Below are 20,900 nucleotides of genomic sequence, written 5' to 3' on the forward strand. Positions count from 1 at the left end.
CGGGTTAAGGCGGCGCATTATAGAGCAGGCTAACTCAGGAAGACAGGGGCTGTAACGAACCCGGGCGCGCAGCATCACGTACAAACGGCAAATGTTCGCAGGCATGCTGACGGGCAAAGCGCACAAACGCCTCCAGCACCGGCTGACGCTGCTCACCATCGCGCATCGCCGCATACAAACGGCTCCACAACCCATCGCCCAACGTTTTCGTCACCACCAACCCTTGTTGTTCAAAACTCTCCACTACCCAATGTGGTAACGCCGCAATGCCCATACCGGCTGACACCATCTGAATCAACAACAGGGTATTATCGACACTCTTCAGGGCTGGGCTGATGCCTGCTGGTTGCAGGAAGTTTCGCCAGATATCGAGACGCTGACGCTGCACCGGGTAAATCATCAGCACTTCATCTGCCAAATCTTCCGGTGAAATGTGCTCAACGTTTGCCAGTCGATGATCCGGGGCCATCACCAGACGCACCTCAAAATCGAACATTGGCGAATAGAACAAACCGCTGCGCGGCAGAATATCCGAGGTCAATACCACATCCAGCTCACCCTGTTGCAAGGCTGGTTGTGGGTCAAAGGTCACGCCAGATTTAAAATCCATCACCACCTGGGGCCAACTCTGACGGAAATTATTTAACGCAGGCGTCAGCCACTGAATGCAACTGTGACACTCAATCGCAATACGCAGCGTGGTTTGATGCGGCTCATGACAAGCCTGCAAGGCTTGCTGAATCTGCGGCAGGATCTGCTCAGCCAGTTGTAACAGGATCTCCCCCTGTGGCGTAAAGCGTAGCGGCTGGCTCTTACGCACAAACAGGCGAAAGCCCAGCCGTTGCTCCAGATCGCTGAACTGATGAGACAACGCCGATTGCGTTTGATGAAGCTGGGCAGCGGCGGCAGCCAGCGAACCGGTATTCCTTAACGCTTGCAGCGTTCGCAGGTGTTTGAGTTCGATCATGAGAATCCTTCACATCGAGATTGAACAATTTGCGCTTGAGGAACATACAGTACCCGCAGAATATAGCGGTGTAAACATCTGGACGGCTAAACATCTCCAGCAAGCGTTGTGACCAGTCTATGTTGGCCCTGATTTGAAGCGCGTGCTGCACAGTTAAGAATACCTGGAGAACAACAAATGACCATTCTGAACCACACACTCGGTTTCCCTCGCGTCGGTTTGCGTCGTGAATTGAAAAAAGCTCAGGAAAGCTACTGGGCAGGTAACAGTTCACAGGAAGAGCTGCTGGCTGTGGGCCGTGAACTGCGCGCGCGCCACTGGCAACAACAGAAAGATGCGGGTGTGGACCTGCTGCCCGTGGGCGACTTCGCCTGGTACGATCACGTACTGACCACCAGCCTGCTGCTGGGCAACGTACCGGCACGTCATCAGAATAAAGCGGGTTCAGTCGATCTCGATACCCTGTTCCGACTGGGCCGTGGCCGTGCTCCGACCGGTGAACCAGCGGCTGCCGCGGAGATGACCAAATGGTTCAACACCAACTATCACTACATGGTGCCGGAATTCACCCGTGGGCAGCAGTTCAAACTGACCTGGACCCAATTGCTGGACGAAGTGGACGAAGCGCTGGCGCTCGGTCACAACGTCAAACCTGTGCTGCTCGGTCCGGTGACTTACTTGTGGTTGGGTAAAGTGAAGGGTGAACAGTTTGACCGCCTGTCATTGCTGCCAGCGATCCTGCCGGTCTACCAACAGGTGCTGGCTGAACTGAATAAACGCGGTATCGAATGGGTGCAGATTGATGAACCGGCACTGTCGCTGGAACTGCCAACGGCGTGGCGTGCGGCGTTTCAACCCGCTTATGACGCGCTACAGGGGGCAACCAAACTGCTGCTGACCACCTACTTCGACAGCATCGGCCAAAACCTGGAAGTGATCAAAGCGCTGCCGGTGCAGGGCCTGCACGTTGACCTGGTGCACGGCAAAGACGATATTCAACAGCTCCACCAACAACTGCCTGCCGAATGGCTGCTGTCGGTCGGGGTGATCAACGGTCGCAACGTCTGGCGTGCTGATCTCAGCCGCTGGTTTGAGCGCCTGCAACCGCTGGTGGGGCAACGCCCGCAACTGTGGATTGGCTCCTCTTGCTCCCTGCTGCACAGCCCGATCGACCTGAGCGTGGAAACCCGCCTGGATGATGAAGTCAAAAGCTGGTTCGCCTTCGCCCTGCAAAAATGCGCAGAGCTGGCATTGTTGAGCAAGGCATTGAATAACAATGATGCCCAGTCACTGGAAGCCTGGAGCGCGCCAATCCGAGCCCGTGCCCACTCCAGCCGGGTGCACAATGCCGCCGTGGCGCAGCGTTTGGCCAATATTCAGGCCGCAGATACTGAGCGTCACAGCGCTTACCGTGAACGCGCCAAAGCGCAACGTAACCGCTTCAATCTGCCCGCATGGCCAACCACCACCATTGGTTCATTTCCCCAGACCACAGAAATTCGCGGCCTGCGCCTCGACTTTAAAAAAGGCAACATTGATGGCGGCCACTACCGTACCGGCATCGCTGAACACATCAAACAGGCGATTGTCGAGCAGGAACGCCTCGGTCTGGACGTGCTGGTGCACGGCGAAGCAGAGCGTAACGACATGGTCGAATACTTCGGGGAAAATCTCGATGGCTTCATCTTTACCCAGAACGGTTGGGTACAGAGCTACGGTTCACGCTGCGTCAAACCGCCAGTGATCATCGGTGATGTCAGCCGCCCGGCAGCCATCACCGTGGAGTGGGCGAAATATGCGCAGTCGCTGACCGACAAACCGGTCAAAGGTATGCTTACCGGTCCGGTCACCATCCTGTGCTGGTCGTTCCCGCGAGAAGACGTCAGCCGTGAAACCATCGCTAAACAGATTGCGCTGGCACTGCGCGACGAAGTGGCCGATCTGGAAAAAGCCGGTATCGGCATTATCCAGATTGACGAACCGGCGCTGCGTGAAGGCCTGCCGTTGCATCAATCTGACTGGGCGGCGTACCTCACCTGGGCGGTGGATGCGTTCCGTCTCAACGCCGCCGTGGCGCAGGATGACACCCAGATCCACACCCATATGTGTTATTGCGAGTTCAACGACATCATGGACTCGATTGCCGCCCTGGATGCCGACGTGATCACCATCGAAACCTCACGTTCCGACATGGACCTGCTGGATGCGTTTAAAGAGTTTGAATACCCGAATGAAATCGGCCCAGGTGTGTATGACATCCACTCACCGAACGTACCGAGTGTTGAATGGATGGAGGATTTGCTGCGTAAAGCCGCGCTGAGTATCCCGGAGCAACGTCTGTGGGTGAATCCGGACTGCGGTCTGAAAACCCGAGGTTGGACAGAAACTCGTCAGGCACTGGCGAATATGGTTATCGCGGCGAAGCACCTGCGCGGTGAAACAGCCTGAATGCTGTGTTGACACTTTGGGGCGCGTAAGCGCCCCTTTTTTAATGATACTTTTCAGCTAATTCCGTAACTCGCTTAATTGCTCTTGATAAGCTGTCTGAATTTTCAGCTGCCCTTCTGGGATCCCAGATTCTATTTACAAAATCAGATAAAATTATGTTGTATTCTGTTCCTTGTATAGCTAACGTACCTTTTTTAGCAATAAGTCCATTTTTTAAATCTCTTGGGGCCTTTTTTGCAAGCGATAAAAGTGTCGATTTTGGATTTGGCAAATCATCTGGAATCATCGGTATTGCTTTTGCCGGTATTTTAAAAAAATCAGATAGACCAACATGATCCGCTAGGATCCATGATTCAACTTCTCTAACCGCTACTCTGAAAATGAGATTTGGCGGTATGACTGCCCCATTTTTCCAATTATTAATCAGGCTTGGTGCACAAGGGCAATTATCCAAATCAGTAATGAGAATTACTGGCATGTTTTGAGATAAATTGCAAAAATTAGGAAATTTAGATTTTAAATATCCAAAACCATTTTTTCTAAGTTTTTGAGAGACAATCAACCTGCCATTAGTGAGGCTTATTAGCTTTAATGCTACTGCCTCACTGAGTACATCCTCTGTAGCAACACATACATATTCCATTACCAGAGTCCTAACTGTTCTATGTCCTGAGGTTTTGTTTTAGGAAGAACTACTTCAGCTACTGAAAAACCACTTTCAATGGCAAGTTGTTCTTCTTTATTTAGCGCACGAATGTTACTTCCTTCAGCTTTAGGCTCTAAAATGAGCACGCCTTTAGCATCAATGCCTAAGTTACTAAGCAGGGCTTCGCTATGTGTGCTGATAAATAATTGTCTTCTTCTTTTCTTATCTCTTTGCATACGTATTAGTATCGCAGGTAGTTCGCGAACTATTGCATCATTGAGTGATAATTCTGGTTCTTCCAAGAGAAGAAGCGAGCTGCCATCCAGAATAGACCAAAATAGACCCAAAAGCCTTAATGTCCCATCAGAAAAATGTTCTTCTCTCAACCATCCTGCGTTTGGCCTATGATGGGAATATAAAGCTTCAAGATGTGGTCTTCCTGTAACTTCATCTTTAACGAATCTGATTTGTTTGAACTGAGGAATCGCGACTGCTAAAGCAGATTCTATTTTCTTTAAACGACTATCTCTTGTTCTTTGCGGTGTTTTTGCAATTCGTTCCAGAAAACCTTGCCCAAAGGGGTCATCTTCCATTATTTTTCCGCCAATTGCGTCACTAAACTTTAATAACTGCGGTACTAAATGTAAGTATGTGGTGTTGCTGAAGAATTCTGCGAGTTCTCTAAATTCAGCATTGGCCTGGATCTGCTCCATGAAAGTTTGGCTTAGCCTTATTTTATCCTTCACGTCATTTGCGTCGGGGCGTGATATTAATATTTTTTCATTGTGCCAAACTTTTTCTTCTTTAATAAGGGTTCGTTGTGCTCCTTTACCTTCTGGCATGAAGGCTAAATGATATTTCCATACATCATTAGGATCATCTATTCGATCTGCTAAAGTAAGTTCGATACGCACTTCTGGAGGTCTTCTGGCATGTAGACATCTCAGTTTTTGTAGTCCACCACGATCTGCAATGGCTTTTTGCAATCCACCACCTTGAGGTTTGCAAATGTCTTTCATAAATCTTAATACATCTAGTAAATTTGATTTTCCTGAAGCATTAGGGCCAAGGAGCCATGTACATTCATGAATGGCCGTTTCTATATCAATAAAATTTCGCCAGTTTCTTAATTTGATATGCGTAATGTACAAAGTTGACTCCTTTCAGAAATAAATATGGCAATAGGTTTAACCTATGCGATCAAGCAACGTACTTAATCGCATTGTATAATTGTCAGTGTTTAAACACCATACTGTTGGAACCACGCCAGCATGCGCGTCCAGCCATCTTTTGCGGATTCCGCATGATAGCTCGGACGGTAATCAGCGTTGAAGGCATGACCCGCTTCGGGATAAACCACAATCTCCGCTTTGGCATTGGCGGCGTGCAGCGCCTGGCGCATCTGCTCAACGCTCTCCAACGGAATCCCCTCATCCTGACCACCGTACAGGCCCAGCACCGGGGCATTCAGATCAACCGCAATATCAATCGGGTGCTTCTGCTGCTTGAGCGTCTTATCACCCACCAGACGACCATACCAGGCGACCGCCGCACGCACCTGCGGATTGTGCGCGGCAAACAGCCAGCTTATGCGGCCGCCCCAGCAGAAACCGGTAATCCCCATACGCCGAATATCGCCGCCGTTGCGGGCGGCCCAATTGGCGACATGGTCGAGGTCGGATAACACCTGTGAGTCCGGCACTTTGCTTACCAACTCTTTGAACAGGGTTGGGATATCGGTGTATTCGCTCGGATCGCCCTCGCGGAAATAGAGTTCCGGTGCCACCGCCAGATAACCCTCCAGCGCCAGACGGCGGCAGATATCCCGGATATGCTCATGCACGCCAAAAATTTCCTGGACTACCAACACCACCGGCAACGTCCCTTGATACTCTTTCGGGCGGGCATAAAACGCGGGCAGATTTTCCCCCTGGCTCGGAACCGAGGTTTCTCCGGCATGGATTGCCTCGCTGTGGGTAAGGATGGTGCTGCTGGCGGTCGGTTGGACGGCGGGAGCAAAGCCACCCGTTGCAGATTTTTGTGCCATATTGTCTTCGGTTTTCATTGTTCTCTCCATGCTGGCAAGTGCGCAATCACGTAACTATAGCCTGGCCGTAGAGGCCGGGCGGGTGTAGGTTTCAGAGGGGATACGCATGAATTCTTCTTCTCTATTAACACCGCCGACTGAACTTACACAGCACCGGATGTAGCAATTCAGAATGGCAGACCGCTGATGTGTGACTTAAATCACGAAAATATTTTCTGTTAATGTAACTTTCATTATTTATAGTGAAATTACTCACATATTTATCGCGTCTGCTGACGTAAAGTGGCGCGCATATCCCTATATCTACCAGGAGTCTGTTATGGCCCAGTCTGACGTTTTCCACCTTGGCATCACCAAAGCCAGCCTGAAAGGAGCCACACTGGCCATCGTTCCCGGTGACCCGGAGCGCGTGAAGAAAATTGCGGCGTTGATGGACAACCCGCAACATCTGGCGTCGCACCGTGAATTCACCACTTATCTGGCTGAACTGGATGGCAAACCGGTGGTGGTGTGCTCCACCGGCATCGGCGGGCCATCCACCTCAATTGCGGTCGAAGAACTGGCGCAACTCGGCGTGCGCACCTTCCTGCGCGTGGGCACCACCGGCGCGATTCAGCCGGGCATCAATGTCGGTGACGTGTTGGTCACCACTGCGTCAGTACGCCTGGACGGTGCCAGCCTGCATTTCGCACCGATGGAGTTCCCGGCAGTAGCCGATTTCACCTGCACCACGGCGCTGGTGGCGGCGGCGGAAGCCTGTGGCGCAAAAACCCATATCGGCATCACCGCGTCGTCAGATACCTTCTATCCCGGCCAGGAACGTTACGACACTTTTTCCGGGCGCGTGGTCAGCCGCTTCCAGGGTTCCATGAAAGAGTGGCAGCAGATGGGTGTCCTCAACTATGAGATGGAATCCGCTACACTGTTAACCATGTGCGCCAGCCAGGGGCTGCGAGCCGGTATGGTGGCGGGTGTCATCGTGAACCGTACGCAGAAGGAGATCCCGGATGCGGCGACCATGAAACAAACCGAAAGCGATGCGGTGAAAATTGTCGTTGAAGCTGCGCGCCGGTTAATGTAGCGCGCCCGGCAGCGGGCTATGGTTCGCTGCCCGTTAAGGATGCGCGCAAGTTCAGCGGATTACTGAGAGTCTTTTATGCGCAAAACTGTTGCTGTTCAACGTCCGGCCTTTATGACCAACCCGGCAGCGATGCAATCCCGTGTCGAAGGTGCGGCCGCGCGCTTCCGTCAGTCGATGGCGGCGGCGGATTATCCCGCCGCCCGCCGCTGCTGCGAAGACGTGCTGCGTGTGATGCCACATAACATGCAGGTGTTAAGTGACTACGCGCTGACTTTGATGCGCACCGGTGATTACAACAAGTCCTACAAAACCTACCTGAAAATCTATCAAGCCTCCGCCGACCAGCGGGCACAGGCGTCTGAAACCTGGCTGGATGGCCTGACTGAAGTGTGCGGCTGGCTCAATAAAGCGGATGAAGTGGCGCGTTACGGGCTGGAATCGTTGCAGCAATCTGATGCGAAGTTCAGTACCGGGCAGAAGCACCCGATCCCGGCTGAGGCACCACCGGCTTTTGATGCCAGCAAGCCCCAGGAAAATATCATCGCTTTTAGCCTGTATGGCAATCAGCCGCGATATTGCGAAACCCTGATTAAAAACGTTGAGGTAGCACGCGAACTCTACCCGGCCTGGACCTGTCGCGTTTATCTGGATGACAGCGTACCGCAACATGTCTGGCAGCGTTTGCAGCAGCCTGATGTGCAACTGGTCGACATGTCTGAGGAAAAAACGTTGTTCCCGACGTTGTGGCGTTTCCTGGTGATCGACGACCCCAGCGTCAAACGCTTCATCGTACGTGATGCCGACTCACTCCTTTCTGAACGTGAAGTGGCCGCAGTCGATGCCTGGCTGCATTCGCCTTACTGGTTCCATCATATGCGCGACTATTTTACCCACACCGAGTTGCTGCTGGCGGGGATGTGGGGAGGTTGTCATGGCGTATTCAGCCAGGTGGAACAACAGATGCGGGATTTCATCGCTGAGTATCAGGGCAGCGAACGTTTTACCGACCAGTACTTCCTGAAACGGGCGCTGTGGCCGACAGTACGTGACAGCATCCTTAATCACGACGATATTTTCCGTTTTCATCATGCTCAGGCGTGGCCCGCACATCCTCCAATCCGCTGGCAGACGGACAAGTTCCACGTCGGCAGTAATGCCGGGTTTTCCAGCATGGCGGGGAAAGCCAGCGCGGCGGATGCCGAGTGGCAGCAGGTTGAACTCACCTGGGCAGGGCAAAGCTGGAGCTATCCGGCCAGAGTGCGCGACGGGCAATGGGAACTGCCGATGCCGTTCTTCCTGATTGAGGCGTGGAAAGCGGGTGAGTTAACGGTGCAGGTGGTATAAATTCCACATTCCGTAGCGGCGCGATTTATCGCGCAATACGTGCTTCGGTCGTAAATGCGCGATAAATCGCGCCGCTACGAATGTATGCTCAACGATCGTGGCAAACATCCGGCAGAATTGTCTGGACATTCATACAGTACGCCTCTACCTTTTCCCTCAGCGAGACGATCCGCGGGGGAATTATGGATCAGCAACTTATCATCATCAGTGGCGCATTGGCGTTGGCCGGTTTTGGCATCGGCTGGATTGTGGCGCAGATGCGAGCCGGTCATCAACAGGCCAGCTTCTTAACGGAGCGCCGCATATCTGAAGAGGCGCAACTGCGTCAGCAGCAGCAACTGGAGCTGGCACAGCAGCAGGTGCAATTGCGCGAGCAGGAATTACGCCAGCTGCACGGTGCGTTGAGCGGTGCACAGGAGCGCCTGCAACAACTCGATTACTGGCGCGGCGAAAGCGAACAGCTCAGCCGTGAACTGCGCAATCAGCTGGAGGTGAACAGCGCGCAGGAAGCCGAATTGCGTGAAATCACCATCCGCCTTGAAGAGACACGCTTTGCCGCTGAGGAGAAACAGCGTCTGCTGACCAACAGCGAACAGCGCCTGAGCGCCCAATTCGAAAATCTTGCCAATCGCATCTTCGAAAACAGCGGCCGTCGTGTTGATGAACAAAACCGCCAAAGCCTGAACAGCCTGATTGGGCCGCTGCGCGAGCAACTGGACGGATTTCGTCGTCAGGTGACAGACAGCTTCGGCCAGGAAGCGCGCGAACGTCACACGCTGGCGCATGAGATCCGTCAGCTGCAACAACTGAATGCGCAGATGGCGCAGGAAGCCATCAACCTTACCAAAGCCCTGAAAGGCGACAATAAAATCCAGGGGAACTGGGGCGAGGTAGTGCTTGGCCGGGTGCTGGAGGCTTCCGGCCTGCGCGAAGGCCATGAGTATGAAACCCAGGTCAGCGTGCAGCTGGAATCGCAGGGCAGGATGCAACCGGATGTGATCGTGCGTCTGCCGCAGGGCAAAGATGTGGTGATTGACGCCAAAATGACGCTCATCGCCTATGAGCGCTACTTCAATGCCGAGGATGAAGCCACGCGCGAGCAGGCGATTCAGGAGCACATCAACGCGGTGCGCGGTCATATTCGCCTGTTGGGGCGAAAAGATTATCAACAATTGCCCGGTTTACGCTCTCTGGATTATGTGTTGATGTTTATCCCGGTTGAACCGGCCTTTCTGCTGGCGATCGATCGTCAGCCGGAGCTGATCAGCGAAGCGTTGCAGCAGAACATCATGCTGGTCAGTCCCACGACGTTGCTGGTGGCGCTGCGCACCATCAACAACCTGTGGCGTTATGAGCATCAAAGTCGCAACGCCCAGCGTATTGCTGACCGCGCCGCGCGCTTGTACGACAAAATGCGGCTGTTTGTCGATGACATGAGCGGCATCGGTCACAACCTGGATAAAGCGCAGCAAAGTTATCATCTGGCGATGAAAAAGCTGGCGGAGGGGCGTGGCAATCTGATTGCGCAAAGTGAAGCCTTTCGTTCGCTGGGTGTGGAGATCAAGCGTCCGATTAATCCGCAGCTGGTGGTCCAGGCACAGCCGGAGGAGTCTGATAATGATTGGGCCGATGATGACCAGCCTGATGAAAAAACAACAGATTCTTCCGCCGCTTCTCTGCGCCGTATCAACGAATAACGCGCCGGTCGCGTGCCCGGCCAGCGCAACTCTGATACACTTCGCGAAGTATTGTTTGTGGAACAGGTAAAACCCATGGCAGATGAATCACAGCAGGAAACTACCCACTTTGGCTTTCAGACCGTCGCAAAAAGCGAAAAGGCAGATAAAGTCGCCGACGTGTTTCACTCCGTAGCGGCAAAATATGACCTGATGAACGATCTGATGTCGTTTGGCATCCATCGTGTCTGGAAGCGTTTCACCATCGACAGCAGCGGCGTTCGCCGTGGGCAGCGCGTGTTGGACCTCGCCGGTGGTACGGGCGATCTGACGGCAAAATTTTCCCGTCTGGTGGGCGAAACAGGCCAGGTGGTGCTGGCGGATATCAACAGCTCAATGCTGAAGATGGGCCGCGAGAAACTGCGTAATCTCGGCATTTCCGGCAACGTCAGCTATGTGCAGGCGAATGCCGAAGCGTTGCCATTCCCGGATAACTATTTCGATTGCATCACCATCTCTTTCGGTCTGCGTAACGTGACCGAGAAAGAGAAAGCGCTGGCATCGATGTTCCGCGTGCTGAAGCCGGGTGGCCGTCTGCTGGTGCTGGAGTTCTCCAAACCGCTGCTGGAACCGCTCAGCAAAGCCTACGATGCTTACTCGTTCCATATTCTGCCGCGCATTGGTCAACTGGTGGCGAAGGATGCAGAAAGCTATCGCTATCTGGCGGAATCCATCCGTATGCATCCCGATCAGGAAACCCTGAAGGCGATGATGAATGACGTCGGTTTCGAAAATACCACTTACTTCAACATGACTGGCGGCATTGTCGCGCTGCATCGCGGCTTTAAGTTCTGACAAATCATGGCGATGACTTTCACTCCTTTGATTACTGGCGGTCTTGAGACCGCCCTGAATCGTGTTTTATACCGCGATCGCAGCCTGAAAGCCGCGCGTCAGCGTCTGGCGGGTAAGGTGCTGATGCTGCGCTTGCAGGAACTCTCCTTCCCGCTGGTGCTGGTGTTCAGCGAAAACCAGCTGGATGTGCTGAGTGACTGGCAGGACAGCAGCGATTGCACTGTCAGTTTGCGTTTCAGCACCTTGCCGAAATTACGTGACCGCCAGCAACTCACCAGCCTGATTCGCAGCGGCGAACTGGAAGTGGAAGGCGACTTGCAGGTGGTGCAGCAATTCTCAGCGTTAATGGATTTAGCGGAGCTGGATCCGGCGGAATATCTCGCGCCGTGGATTGGCGATATCGCCGCACAGGGCATTAGCCAGGCTGCACAGCGGGCGCTGACCTTTGTTAAACACGAGGTTACGCGTCGCCAGGATTATCTTGGTCAGACGCTGACGGAAGAGTGGCGACTGGCTCCGGGTGCGCTGGAACTGGCCTGGTTTTGCGAGGAAGTGGAAGCGATGGACCGTTCGCTTGATGCGCTTGAGGCGCGTTTAGCACAGCTGGAGGCGAAATGACGCTGGGAGAAATTCGGCGCTTATATTTTATTGTTAAGGTCTTTCTCACCTATGGCCTTGATGAACTGATCCCACACATGCGCATCACGCTGCCGCTGCGTTTATGGCGGCGCTGCATTTTCTGGCTCCCCAACAAACACAAAAACGAATCAATGGGCGTGCGTATCCGTCTGGCGATGGAGCAGTTGGGTCCGGTGTGGATCAAATTTGGTCAGATGCTGTCAACGCGTCGTGACCTGTTTCCTCCGGCGATTGCAGATGAACTGGCGATTTTGCAGGACCGCGTCGCACCGTTCGATGGTGTAAAAGCCAAAGCGCAGATCGAGAAAGCGATTGGCGGCCCGGTTGAAACCTGGTTCGACGATTTTGAAATCACCCCGCTGGCGTCAGCGTCAATTGCCCAGGTTCATACCGCGACGCTGAAAGAGAATGGCCGCGAAGTGGTGATCAAGGTTATCCGTCCCGATATCCTGCCGGTGATCAAAGCGGATATGAAGCTGATCTACCGTCTGGCGCGCTGGGTACCGCGTTTGTTGCCGGATGGACGCCGTCTGCGCCCGCTAGAAGTGGTGCGCGACTATGAAAAAACCCTGATTGATGAACTCAATTTGTTGCGTGAGGCAGCAAATGCCATCCAGTTGCGCCGCAACTTTGATCAGAGCCACATGCTGTATGTCCCGGAGATTTTCTCCGACTATTGCAGTGAATCGATGTTGGTGATGGAGCGCATTTACGGCATTCCGATTTCTGATGTCGCGACGCTGGAGCAACATGGCGTCAATATGAAACTGCTGGCCGAGCGTGGCGTGCAGGTGTTCTTTACTCAGGTGTTTCGCGACAGTTTCTTCCATGCCGATATGCATCCCGGCAACATCTTCGTCAGCTATGACCACCCGGAAGACCCCCAATATATCGGTATCGACTGCGGTATCGTTGGCTCACTGAACAAAGAAGACAAGCGCTACCTGGCGGAGAACTTTATAGCCTTCTTCAACCGCGATTACCGCAAAGTGGCGGAACTGCACGTTGATTCTGGCTGGGTACCGCCAGATACCAATGTGGAAGATTTTGAGTTCGCGATCCGTACCGTATGTGAACCCATTTTTGAGAAGCCGCTGGCGGAGATCTCCTTTGGCCATGTGCTGCTGAATCTGTTCAACACTGCGCGTCGCTTCAACATGGAAGTGCAGCCGCAGCTGGTGCTGTTACAAAAAACGCTGCTGTATATTGAAGGCATTGGTCGCCAACTCTATCCGCAGCTCGATTTGTGGAAAACCGCGAAGCCCTTCCTGGAAGACTGGATTAAAGATCAAATCGGTATTCCGGCGATCCTCCGTGCCGTGAAAGATAAAGCCCCATTCTGGGCCGAGAAACTGCCGGAGCTGCCGGAGCTGTTCTACGACAGCATGCGTCAGCATAAATTGTTGCAGCACAGCGTCGATAAACTGGTCACGGATATGAACGCGCAACGCAGCCGACATCATCAGGCGCGTTATCTGTTCGGGGTAGGGGCTACACTGTTATTAAGTGGCACCGCAGTGCTGCTGAGTCGGCCTGACTGGGATTTCTTCCCGGCGATATTAATGGCCGCAGGCATCGTGACCTGGCTGATAGGCTGGCGCAAGACAAACTGATTGTCAGCCAGATCTAAAACGCGTAATGTCGCAGGCTAAGGCCCGAAATCATATGGGCTTTCTGTGTGTTACATACGACAGTTTTTCACAGAATATTAGAGGCATATCTCATGGGCGGTATCAGTATTTGGCAATTGTTAATCATTGCCGTCATTGTTGTACTTCTGTTCGGTACCAATAAGCTACGCAATCTGGGTTCGGATTTAGGTTCTTCCATTCGTGGTTTCAAAAAAGCCATGAGTGATGAAGACGAAAAAAAGGATCAACCGAAGGAGCAGGACGCTGACTTCAACGCCAAAACCCTGGCAGATAAACAGCAAACCTCGGCAAGTAAAGACGACGCCAGGAACGACAAGCAGGTATAACCGTGTTCGACATTGGTTTTAGTGAACTGGTATTGGTGTTCGTTATCGGGCTGATTGTTCTCGGCCCGCAACGATTACCGGTTGCGGTAAAAACCGTAGTGGGCTGGATTCGGGCGATTCGCTCGCTGGCGGCTAACGTACAGCATGAACTGGCGCAGGAACTGAAACTGCAGGAGCTGCAAGATAGCCTGAAGAAGGTGGAAGAAGCGGGCCGTGGCACGCTGTCACCGGAACTGAAAGAATCGATGGAAGAGCTGCGTAAAACCGCTGACTCCATGAAACGTTCTTATCAGCAGAGCATCGATGTAGAGAAAGCGGAAGATGAAGCCAATACCATTCATACGCCGCCGCCTGTTGCTTCTGCATCGCCGGTAACACCCGCGACAGCGGAACATCAGGCCAGTGCTCCGGCGCAGACGCCGCAAACCGCGCCGTCTGCCGTGGAGCAACCCGATTCCGCCAGTGCATCTCACAGCACAGCGCCAACCGACCCGCAGGTGATGAACGATAAACATGGCCGTTGAAGATACCCAACCGCTCATCAGCCATCTGATTGAGCTGCGTAAACGTCTGTTAAACTGCATCATCGCGGTATTTGTCATCTTCCTGGCGCTGATTTACTTCGCCAACGACATCTACCATATGGTGGCAGAGCCGTTAATTAGCCAGATGCCCGCCGGTGCCAGCATGATCGCCACCGAAGTTGCGTCGCCTTTCTTTGCCCCGATTAAACTCACCATCATTGTGTCGGTGTTTCTTGCCGTGCCGGTGATTCTGTATCAGGTATGGGCCTTTATTGCACCGGCGCTCTATCGTCATGAGCGTCGACTGGTGATGCCACTGTTGTTCTCCAGCACCTTTTTGTTTTACGTCGGTGTGGCATTTGCTTACTTCGTCGTGTTCCCGCTGGCGTTTGGCTTCTTTGCCAAAACTGCGCCGCAGGGTGTGCAAATCGCCACGGATATCACCCACTATCTCGACTTCGTCATGACCCTGTTCCTGGCGTTTGGGGTCGCGTTTGAGGTGCCGGTCGTGATTGTGCTGCTGTGCTGGACTGGGATCACCACGCCGGAAGACCTGAAAAAGAAACGTCCATATATTCTGGTTGGCGCATTCGTTGTTGGGATGTTGCTCACACCACCGGATGTTTTCTCACAAACTTTGCTCGCTATTCCGATGTACTGCCTGTTTGAAGTCGGCGTATTCTTCTCCCGTTACTATGTGGGGAAAGGACGCAAGGCGGAGTCAGAATCGGTGGACGAGGAAAATCACACCGAATCCTGATGCTTTCTTGCAGCAGATCCCGTGTGCGAGCGGGATGACGATAAATCTAAACCGCCCACCCGTTGGGCGGTTTTTTTATTTGGGAAGAAACATGTTTGATATCGGTGTAAACCTGACCAGCACGCAATTTGCGAAAGATCGCGAACAGGTCGTAGCGCGTGCGCGCGAAGCAGGCGTCACCGGCCTGTTAATTACCGGCACCAACGCACTGGAAAGCCAACAGGCGCAGCGGCTGGCGGCACTGCATCCAGGCTACTGCTGGTCAACTGCGGGTGTTCATCCGCACCATGCCAGCGCATGGTCAGCGGAAACCGCCAATACCCTGCGTCGTCTGGCGGAGAGTGAGCAGGTGGTGGCGATTGGCGAATGCGGGCTGGATTTTAACCGCAACTTTTCGGCGCATGATCAGCAGGAATACGCCTTCGATGCACAACTTCAGTTGGCCGCCGAGCTGCAATTACCGGTTTTCCTGCATTGCCGTGAAGCGCACGCGCGTTTCGCCGCGATCCTGCAACCCTGGCTGCCGAAACTGGTCGGGGCGGTGGCTCACTGCTTTACCGGTACCCGTGAGGAACTGGAATCCTATCTGGCGATGGGACTGTCGATTGGCATTACCGGTTGGGTGTGCGACGAACGGCGTGGCATGGAGCTGCGGGAGCTGCTGCCGTTGATCCCGGCAGAACGTCTGCTGCTGGAAACCGACGCGCCGTATTTGCTGCCGCGGGATATGCATCCGCGTCCGACCTCGCGCCGCAACGAACCCTGTTTTCTGCCGCACATCGTGCAGCAGGTGGCGTTATGGCGTAATGAGGCGGCAGAGACGTTGGGCGCGCAGGTAGTCGCTAATGCGCGTCAGTTGTTCAGGCTGGCTTAGGCTTTACGGAACTGTTTGTTATCCACACTGCGCATTACCTGTTTATTCAGCAGGTTAAGCAGCAGGATTGAGCGGGTTTCACCATCCGGCTCGGCAAAAATGGCACGCAGACCTTCAAAGGTGCCTTCGGTGATGATCACTTCATCACCGACTTGTGGCGTCTCTGGATCGATCAGGATCTGAGGCGCATCACTTTGCAGCGCTTCGATCACCTCATAGGGTACCGTAGCTGGCATCGTGCCGAAGCGAACAAAGTGGCTGACGCCACGCGTGCTGCTGATGGTGGTGGTGTGAATCGCTTCCGGATCGAACTCGATAAACAGATAGTTGGGAAACAGTGGCTCACTCACGGTGGTACGTTTACCACGAACGATTTTCTCCAGCGCAATCATTGGGCTGAGACAATTCACTGCCTGCCGCTCAAGATGTTCTTTCGCGCGCAACAGTTGTCCACGTTTGCAATAGAGTAAGTACCAGGATTCCATAACTGCTCCCAAAGAATGGACGCTAAGAATAGCAAACCTGCTGTCAGAGTTATAGCGCATCAGCCGGGGGAAACGCAGCCGCGAAACAAATTTCACTACGATTTTTCTGAGTCTTAACCCTTTAATGACGTTTATCGCAAGAAAATTGACGTCTGGCGATAATCTGTATCAGACTCCTTCTCCATCTTATGAATGAAAAGGACCGTCTGATGGAACTGTTCCTGTTAAGTAATGGCAAACTGGCCGATGATGCCCCGTTGTTGAACTACGCCCACCCGCAGCTGCATGCGATGATTGCGCAACGCGGTATTACCTCCGCCGTACTGGTGCCTTACGCGATTATTCGTGGTGATCATGCCCAGCGCGCGCAGGATCTCAGTGACTCTCTCGGTATCCAGGTGCGTACCGTGCATGAGTTCGACTCACCGGTGGCTGCCATTGAACAGGCAGAGTTGATTCTGGTCAGCGGCGGTAACACCTGGCTGCTCAATCAAATGCTGCATGAACATGGGTTGATTGTGGCGATTCAGCGCGCGGTGCGTGAACGTCAGGTGCCTTATGTCGGCTGGAGTGCCGGATGCAATGTGGCAACCCCGTCGATCCGTACCACCAATGATATGCCGGTGCGTAGCAGCGTGGTCTTGCCTGCGCTGGGACTGTTTCCGGTGCAAATCAACCCACATTATCTCGATGCGCACGTCAGCGGCCATATGGGCGAAACCCGTGATGAACGGCTGGCGGAGTTTTGTGCGGTCAACCCGCATGAGTCGGTGATTGCCTTACGTGAAGGCAGCTTCTTGCACGTTAGCGAAAATCGTCTGCGTTATTACAGCGCGCGTGGGGAAGATTTTAAGGTGTTCCGCCACGGCGAGCCGATCGCCGCCTTCCATGACGTGCTGGCGCTGCAATCGTTGGTGCCTTTTTCCTGTCAGCCCGCCTGACGCAGAAACCTCAACATGCCCGCAGAATCGGCCCTATAATGGCCGATTCCTCTGGGCTGGAAGTTAACCCTACATGAAATATCAGGATTTACGTGATTTCCTTGCGCTGCTGGAGCAGCGGGGCGAGTTAAAACGCATCTCTCAGGCGATCGATCCCGAACTGGAGATGACCGAAATTGCCGACCGCACTCTGCGTGCCGGTGGCCCGGCGCTGCTGTTTGAAAACCCGAAAGGTTATGACATGCCGGTGCTGTGCAACCTGTTTGGTACGCCCAAGCGCGTGGCAATGGGCATGGGCCAGGAAGATGTCAGCGCACTGCGCGAAGTGGGTAAACTGCTGGCGTTTCTTAAAGAGCCTGAGCCGCCGAAGGGTTTTCGCGATCTGTTCGACAAGATGCCGCAGTTTAAGCAGGTGCTGAACATGCCAACCAAGCGGTTGCGCAATGCGCCGTGCCAGGAAGAAGTGTTTAGCGGTGACGAGGTCGATTTATCGCGCATCCCGGTAATGAAATGCTGGCCGGACGACGCCGCGCCGTTAATTACCTGGGGTTTAACCGTCACGCGTGGACCGCATAAAGAGCGGCAGAATCTCGGCATCTATCGTCAGCAGGTGATTGGCAAAAACCGTCTGATCATGCGCTGGTTATCACATCGCGGTGGCGCACTCGATTTTCAGGAGTGGTGCAAAGCCCATCCCGGCGAACGTTTCCCGGTTGCGGTGGCTCTGGGGGCGGATCCCGCCACCATCCTCGGCGCAGTGACGCCGGTGCCGGATACGTTGTCCGAATACGCCTTCGCGGGCCTGCTGCGCGGCAATAAAACCGAAGTGGTGAAGTGCCTCTCCAACGACCTGGAAGTACCCGCCAGCGCTGAAATTGTGCTGGAAGGCTACATCGAACCCGGCGACATGGCCCCTGAAGGTCCGTACGGCGACCACACCGGCTACTACAATGAAGTAGATAGCTTCCCGGTGTTTACCGTGACGCACATAACGCAACGTCGTAACCCGATTTATCACTCAACCTATACCGGCCGTCCACCGGATGAACCGGCAGTGTTGGGGGTGGCGCTGAACGAAGTGCTGGTGCCGATTCTGATTAAGCAGTTCCCGGAGATTGTGGATTTCTATCTGCCGCCGGAAGGGTGTTCGTATCGGCTGGCCGTGGTGACCATGAAAAAACAGTACGCCGGTCATGCCAAGCGCGTGATGTTTGGCGTCTGGTCGTTCCTGCGGCAGTTCATGTACACCAAATTTGTTATTGTGTGTGACGATGACGTCAATGCGCGTGACTGGAACGATGTGATCTGGGCCATTACCACCCGTATGGATCCGGCGCGTGACACGGTGCTGGTGGAAAATACGCCGATCGATTATCTCGATTTTGCGTCACCGGTTTCCGGGCTGGGTTCGAAGATGGGCCTCGATGCCACCAATAAATGGCCGGGCGAAACCACGCGTGAGTGGGGCACACCGATTGTGAAAGATCCGGCGGTCACGGCGCGTATCGACGCCATTTGGGATGAGTTAGGCATTTTTGCCGAGCCGCCACAGCGCTGATGGCGGCGAGCAAACCATAAAAACAAACGACCCGACAGAGGGAACGCATGACAACGTTAAGCTGCAAAGTGACTTCGGTTGAAGCAATTACGGATACCGTCTACCGCGTCCGTTTGATCCCGGAAGCGGATTTTAGCTTTCGTGCCGGACAGTACCTGATGGTGGTGATGGATGAGCGCGATAAGCGTCCGTTTTCCCTCGCTTCTACGCCGATGGAAAAAGACATCATTGAGCTGCATATCGGTGCCTCTGAGTTGAATCTCTATGCGATGGCGGTGATGGAGCGTATCCAGAACCAGCGTGAAATTACCGTGGATATGCCGCACGGCGATGCCTGGCTGCGCGAAGAGAGCGATCGTCCCATCATCCTGATTGCCGGCGGTACCGGTTTCTCCTACGCCCGCTCCATTCTGCTGACCGCGCTGGCGCAGCAGCCCGATCGTGATATCGCCATTTACTGGGGTGGCCGCGAACTCACGCATTTGTACGATCTTGACGAACTGAATGCGCTGGCGGTGAAACACCCACATCTGAAGGTGATTCCGGTGGTGGAGCAGCCAGCAGCAGGCTGGCAGGGACGTACCGGGACGGTGCTGACGGCAGTGATGCAGGACTACGCCACGCTGAGTGGGCACGATATTTATATTGCAGGTCGGTTTGAAATGGCGAAGATTGCCCGCGAGCGCTTCTGCGCGGAACGCGGTGCGCTGGAAGCGCAGATGTACGGCGATGCCTTTGCCTTTATCTGATAGCGGCACCAGCTTGTAGCGGCGCGATCTATCGCGCAATTTTGTGCGAGCTGGCAGAAAAATCCGCGCGATAAATCGCGCCGCTACGGGTTACAGGCGATAGCGGAAAGCCAAAAAAGCCCGCCCGAAAGGGCGGGAAATCATGCAGGTGGTCAACGTATTAAAGGCGTTCGAATACGGTGGCGATGCCCTGGCCTAAACCGATACACATGGTGGCCAGGCCAAACTGCGCATCCCGACGTTCCATCAGATTCAACAACGTGGTGCTGATTCGTGCCCCGGAACATCCCAACGGGTGGCCAAGCGCAATCGCTCCACCATTCAGATTGACCTTCTCATCCATCAACTCCAGCAGGCCCAAATCTTTCAGGCACGGTAACGTCTGGGCGGCGAAGGCTTCGTTCAATTCAAACAGATCAATATCTTGTACGGTTAAACCGGCGCGCTTTAGCGCCAGCTTACTGGCGGGGACCGGACCGTATCCCATAATCGATGGATCGCAGCCCACTACCGCCATGCTGCGAATACGCGCGCGCGGCGTCAGGCCAAGCTCGCGCGCACGGCTTTCGCTCATGATTAGCATCGCGGCCGCGCCGTCGGAAAGGGCGGAGGAGCTACCGGCGGTCACGGTACCGTTGACCGGGTCAAACGCCGGTTTCAGCGCCGCCAATCCTTCCAGGCTGGCGTCTTCGCGGATGACCTCATCAGCATCATAGCGTTTCAGCACCCCGTCGCCGTCGTGACCGTAGGTGGGGATAATTTCACGCTTGAAATCGCCTCGCTGGGTAGCCTGCCAGGCACGCTGGTGTGAACGTAACGCAAAGGCATCCTGTTGTTCACGGCTGATATGGTGCATACGTGCCAGCATTTCGGCGGTCAGGCCCATCATGCCGGCAGCTTTGGCGACGGTACGGCTCAGGCCGGGATGGAAATCCACACCATGATTCATGGGAACGTGACCCATATGTTCCACACCGCCAATCAGGCAGCTTTGTGCGTCGCCGACCATAATGGCGCGGGCGGCATCGTGCAATGCCTGCATCGACGAACCGCACAAGCGGTTAACGGTGCTGGCGGGGACACGATGCGGGATTTCTGCCAGCAACGCAGCGTTACGGGCAATGTTGAAGCCTTGTTCCAGCGTTTGCTGTACGCAGCCCCAAATAATGTCGTCCAGAGAAGCAGGATCAATCGCCGGGTTACGACTCAGCAGTTCACGCATCAGGTGAGCAGAGAGATCTTCCGCACGGACCTGACGAAATGCGCCACCTTTGGAACGTCCCATTGGCGTGCGGGCGGCATCGATAATAACCACATTTTCCATTTTA

The 20,900-nt window shown here is 54.1% G+C and carries 20 protein-coding genes; 14 read left to right on the forward strand and 6 right to left on the reverse strand.

Features of this window, described 5'->3' with window-relative positions; genetic code table 11:
* Window positions 1–34 precede the first annotated feature (34 nt).
* Entirely contained in the window at window positions 35–967 is a 933-nt protein-coding gene (metR, locus tag L579_RS08340; protein WP_021183810.1) for an HTH-type transcriptional regulator MetR, read from the reverse strand.
* A 177-nt stretch (window positions 968–1,144) separates the two neighbouring features.
* Here metR and metE point away from each other — a divergent pair, with 177 nt between their 5' ends.
* A complete protein-coding gene (gene metE / locus L579_RS08345; protein ID WP_021183811.1) occupies window positions 1,145–3,415 on the forward strand; it encodes a 5-methyltetrahydropteroyltriglutamate--homocysteine S-methyltransferase in 2,271 nt (756 codons plus the stop codon).
* A 40-nt stretch (window positions 3,416–3,455) separates the two neighbouring features.
* On the opposite strand, the gene L579_RS23750 is transcribed toward metE, so the two are convergent.
* The 3 genes from L579_RS23750 to L579_RS08355 form a co-directional block, all read right to left on the reverse strand.
* Window positions 3,456–4,058 carry a hypothetical protein gene (locus L579_RS23750; protein WP_152521875.1) on the reverse strand — a complete coding sequence of 201 codons (603 nt, stop codon included), beginning with the start codon at window positions 4,056–4,058 and terminating at the stop codon, window positions 3,456–3,458.
* Window positions 4,058–5,212 carry an AAA family ATPase gene (locus tag L579_RS08350; RefSeq protein ID WP_021183812.1) on the reverse strand — a complete coding sequence of 385 codons (1,155 nt, stop codon included), beginning with the start codon at window positions 5,210–5,212 and terminating at the stop codon, window positions 4,058–4,060. Before L579_RS08350 ends, L579_RS23750 begins: the two co-directional genes overlap by 1 nt.
* An 89-nt stretch (window positions 5,213–5,301) precedes the next feature.
* Window positions 5,302–6,126: a dienelactone hydrolase family protein gene (locus L579_RS08355; protein ID WP_021183813.1), complete on the reverse strand. Its 825-nt coding sequence runs from the start codon at window positions 6,124–6,126 to the stop codon at window positions 5,302–5,304.
* Window positions 6,127–6,427: 301 nt separating this feature from the next.
* On the opposite strand from L579_RS08355, the gene udp reads away from it, so the two are divergent.
* The 10 genes from udp to tatD all read left to right on the forward strand — a co-directional run bounded on the left by udp (window position 6,428) and on the right by tatD (window position 15,839).
* Window positions 6,428–7,189, forward strand: coding sequence for a uridine phosphorylase (gene udp, locus L579_RS08360; protein ID WP_021183814.1), 762 nt, complete (start codon window positions 6,428–6,430; stop codon window positions 7,187–7,189).
* A gap of 75 nt (window positions 7,190–7,264) precedes the next feature.
* Window positions 7,265–8,533 carry a hypothetical protein gene (locus L579_RS08365; RefSeq protein ID WP_021183815.1) on the forward strand — a complete coding sequence of 423 codons (1,269 nt, stop codon included), beginning with the start codon at window positions 7,265–7,267 and terminating at the stop codon, window positions 8,531–8,533.
* Window positions 8,534–8,715: 182 nt separating this feature from the next.
* A complete protein-coding gene (gene rmuC, locus L579_RS08370) occupies window positions 8,716–10,230 on the forward strand; it encodes a DNA recombination protein RmuC (protein ID WP_021183816.1) in 1,515 nt (504 codons plus the stop codon).
* Window positions 10,231–10,305: 75 nt separating this feature from the next.
* Window positions 10,306–11,064, forward strand: coding sequence for a bifunctional demethylmenaquinone methyltransferase/2-methoxy-6-polyprenyl-1,4-benzoquinol methylase UbiE (gene ubiE / locus L579_RS08375; RefSeq protein WP_021183817.1), 759 nt, complete (start codon window positions 10,306–10,308; stop codon window positions 11,062–11,064).
* Between the two features lie 12 nt (window positions 11,065–11,076).
* Window positions 11,077–11,682, forward strand: a complete 606-nt coding sequence (locus L579_RS08380) for a ubiquinone biosynthesis protein UbiJ (RefSeq protein WP_036625866.1) — start codon at window positions 11,077–11,079, stop codon at window positions 11,680–11,682.
* A complete protein-coding gene (ubiB, locus tag L579_RS08385; RefSeq protein WP_021183819.1) occupies window positions 11,679–13,316 on the forward strand; it encodes a ubiquinone biosynthesis regulatory protein kinase UbiB in 1,638 nt (545 codons plus the stop codon). The genes L579_RS08380 and ubiB overlap by 4 nt, the downstream gene beginning before the upstream one ends.
* A gap of 110 nt (window positions 13,317–13,426) precedes the next feature.
* Complete coding sequence (gene tatA, locus L579_RS08390; RefSeq protein ID WP_013507380.1) at window positions 13,427–13,681, forward strand: Sec-independent protein translocase subunit TatA; 255 nt, start codon at window positions 13,427–13,429, stop codon at window positions 13,679–13,681.
* Between the two features lie 2 nt (window positions 13,682–13,683).
* Window positions 13,684–14,205, forward strand: coding sequence for a Sec-independent protein translocase protein TatB (tatB, locus tag L579_RS08395; protein ID WP_021183820.1), 522 nt, complete (start codon window positions 13,684–13,686; stop codon window positions 14,203–14,205).
* On the forward strand, window positions 14,195–14,965 hold the full coding sequence (gene tatC, locus L579_RS08400; protein WP_021183821.1) for a Sec-independent protein translocase subunit TatC: 771 nt from the start codon (window positions 14,195–14,197) through the stop codon (window positions 14,963–14,965). The genes tatB and tatC overlap by 11 nt, the downstream gene beginning before the upstream one ends.
* 91 nt (window positions 14,966–15,056) lie before the next feature.
* Window positions 15,057–15,839, forward strand: coding sequence for a 3'-5' ssDNA/RNA exonuclease TatD (gene tatD, locus L579_RS08405; protein WP_021183822.1), 783 nt, complete (start codon window positions 15,057–15,059; stop codon window positions 15,837–15,839).
* On the opposite strand, the gene rfaH is transcribed toward tatD, so the two are convergent.
* On the reverse strand, window positions 15,836–16,324 hold the full coding sequence (gene rfaH / locus L579_RS08410; RefSeq protein WP_021183823.1) for a transcription/translation regulatory transformer protein RfaH: 489 nt from the start codon (window positions 16,322–16,324) through the stop codon (window positions 15,836–15,838). The genes tatD and rfaH overlap by 4 nt on opposite strands.
* Window positions 16,325–16,533: 209 nt before the next feature.
* Here rfaH and pepE point away from each other — a divergent pair, with 209 nt between their 5' ends.
* The 3 genes from pepE (at window position 16,534) to fre (ending at window position 19,572) form a co-directional block, all read left to right on the forward strand.
* Window positions 16,534–17,265, forward strand: coding sequence for a dipeptidase PepE (gene pepE, locus L579_RS08415; RefSeq protein WP_021183824.1), 732 nt, complete (start codon window positions 16,534–16,536; stop codon window positions 17,263–17,265).
* Between the two features lie 73 nt (window positions 17,266–17,338).
* Window positions 17,339–18,823: a 4-hydroxy-3-polyprenylbenzoate decarboxylase gene (gene ubiD / locus L579_RS08420; protein WP_021183825.1), complete on the forward strand. Its 1,485-nt coding sequence runs from the start codon at window positions 17,339–17,341 to the stop codon at window positions 18,821–18,823.
* 47 nt (window positions 18,824–18,870) lie between these two features.
* Window positions 18,871–19,572 carry an NAD(P)H-flavin reductase gene (gene fre / locus L579_RS08425; protein ID WP_021183826.1) on the forward strand — a complete coding sequence of 234 codons (702 nt, stop codon included), beginning with the start codon at window positions 18,871–18,873 and terminating at the stop codon, window positions 19,570–19,572.
* Window positions 19,573–19,732: 160 nt separating this feature from the next.
* On the opposite strand, the gene fadA is transcribed toward fre, so the two are convergent.
* Window positions 19,733–20,896: an acetyl-CoA C-acyltransferase FadA gene (gene fadA / locus L579_RS08430; protein ID WP_021183827.1), complete on the reverse strand. Its 1,164-nt coding sequence runs from the start codon at window positions 20,894–20,896 to the stop codon at window positions 19,733–19,735.
* Between the last annotated feature and the right edge of the window lie 4 nt (window positions 20,897–20,900).

This window comes from Pantoea sp. AS-PWVM4, from assembly GCF_000468095.1.
In the GTDB taxonomy this organism is placed as follows: Bacteria; Pseudomonadota; Gammaproteobacteria; order Enterobacterales; family Enterobacteriaceae; genus Pantoea; species Pantoea phytobeneficialis.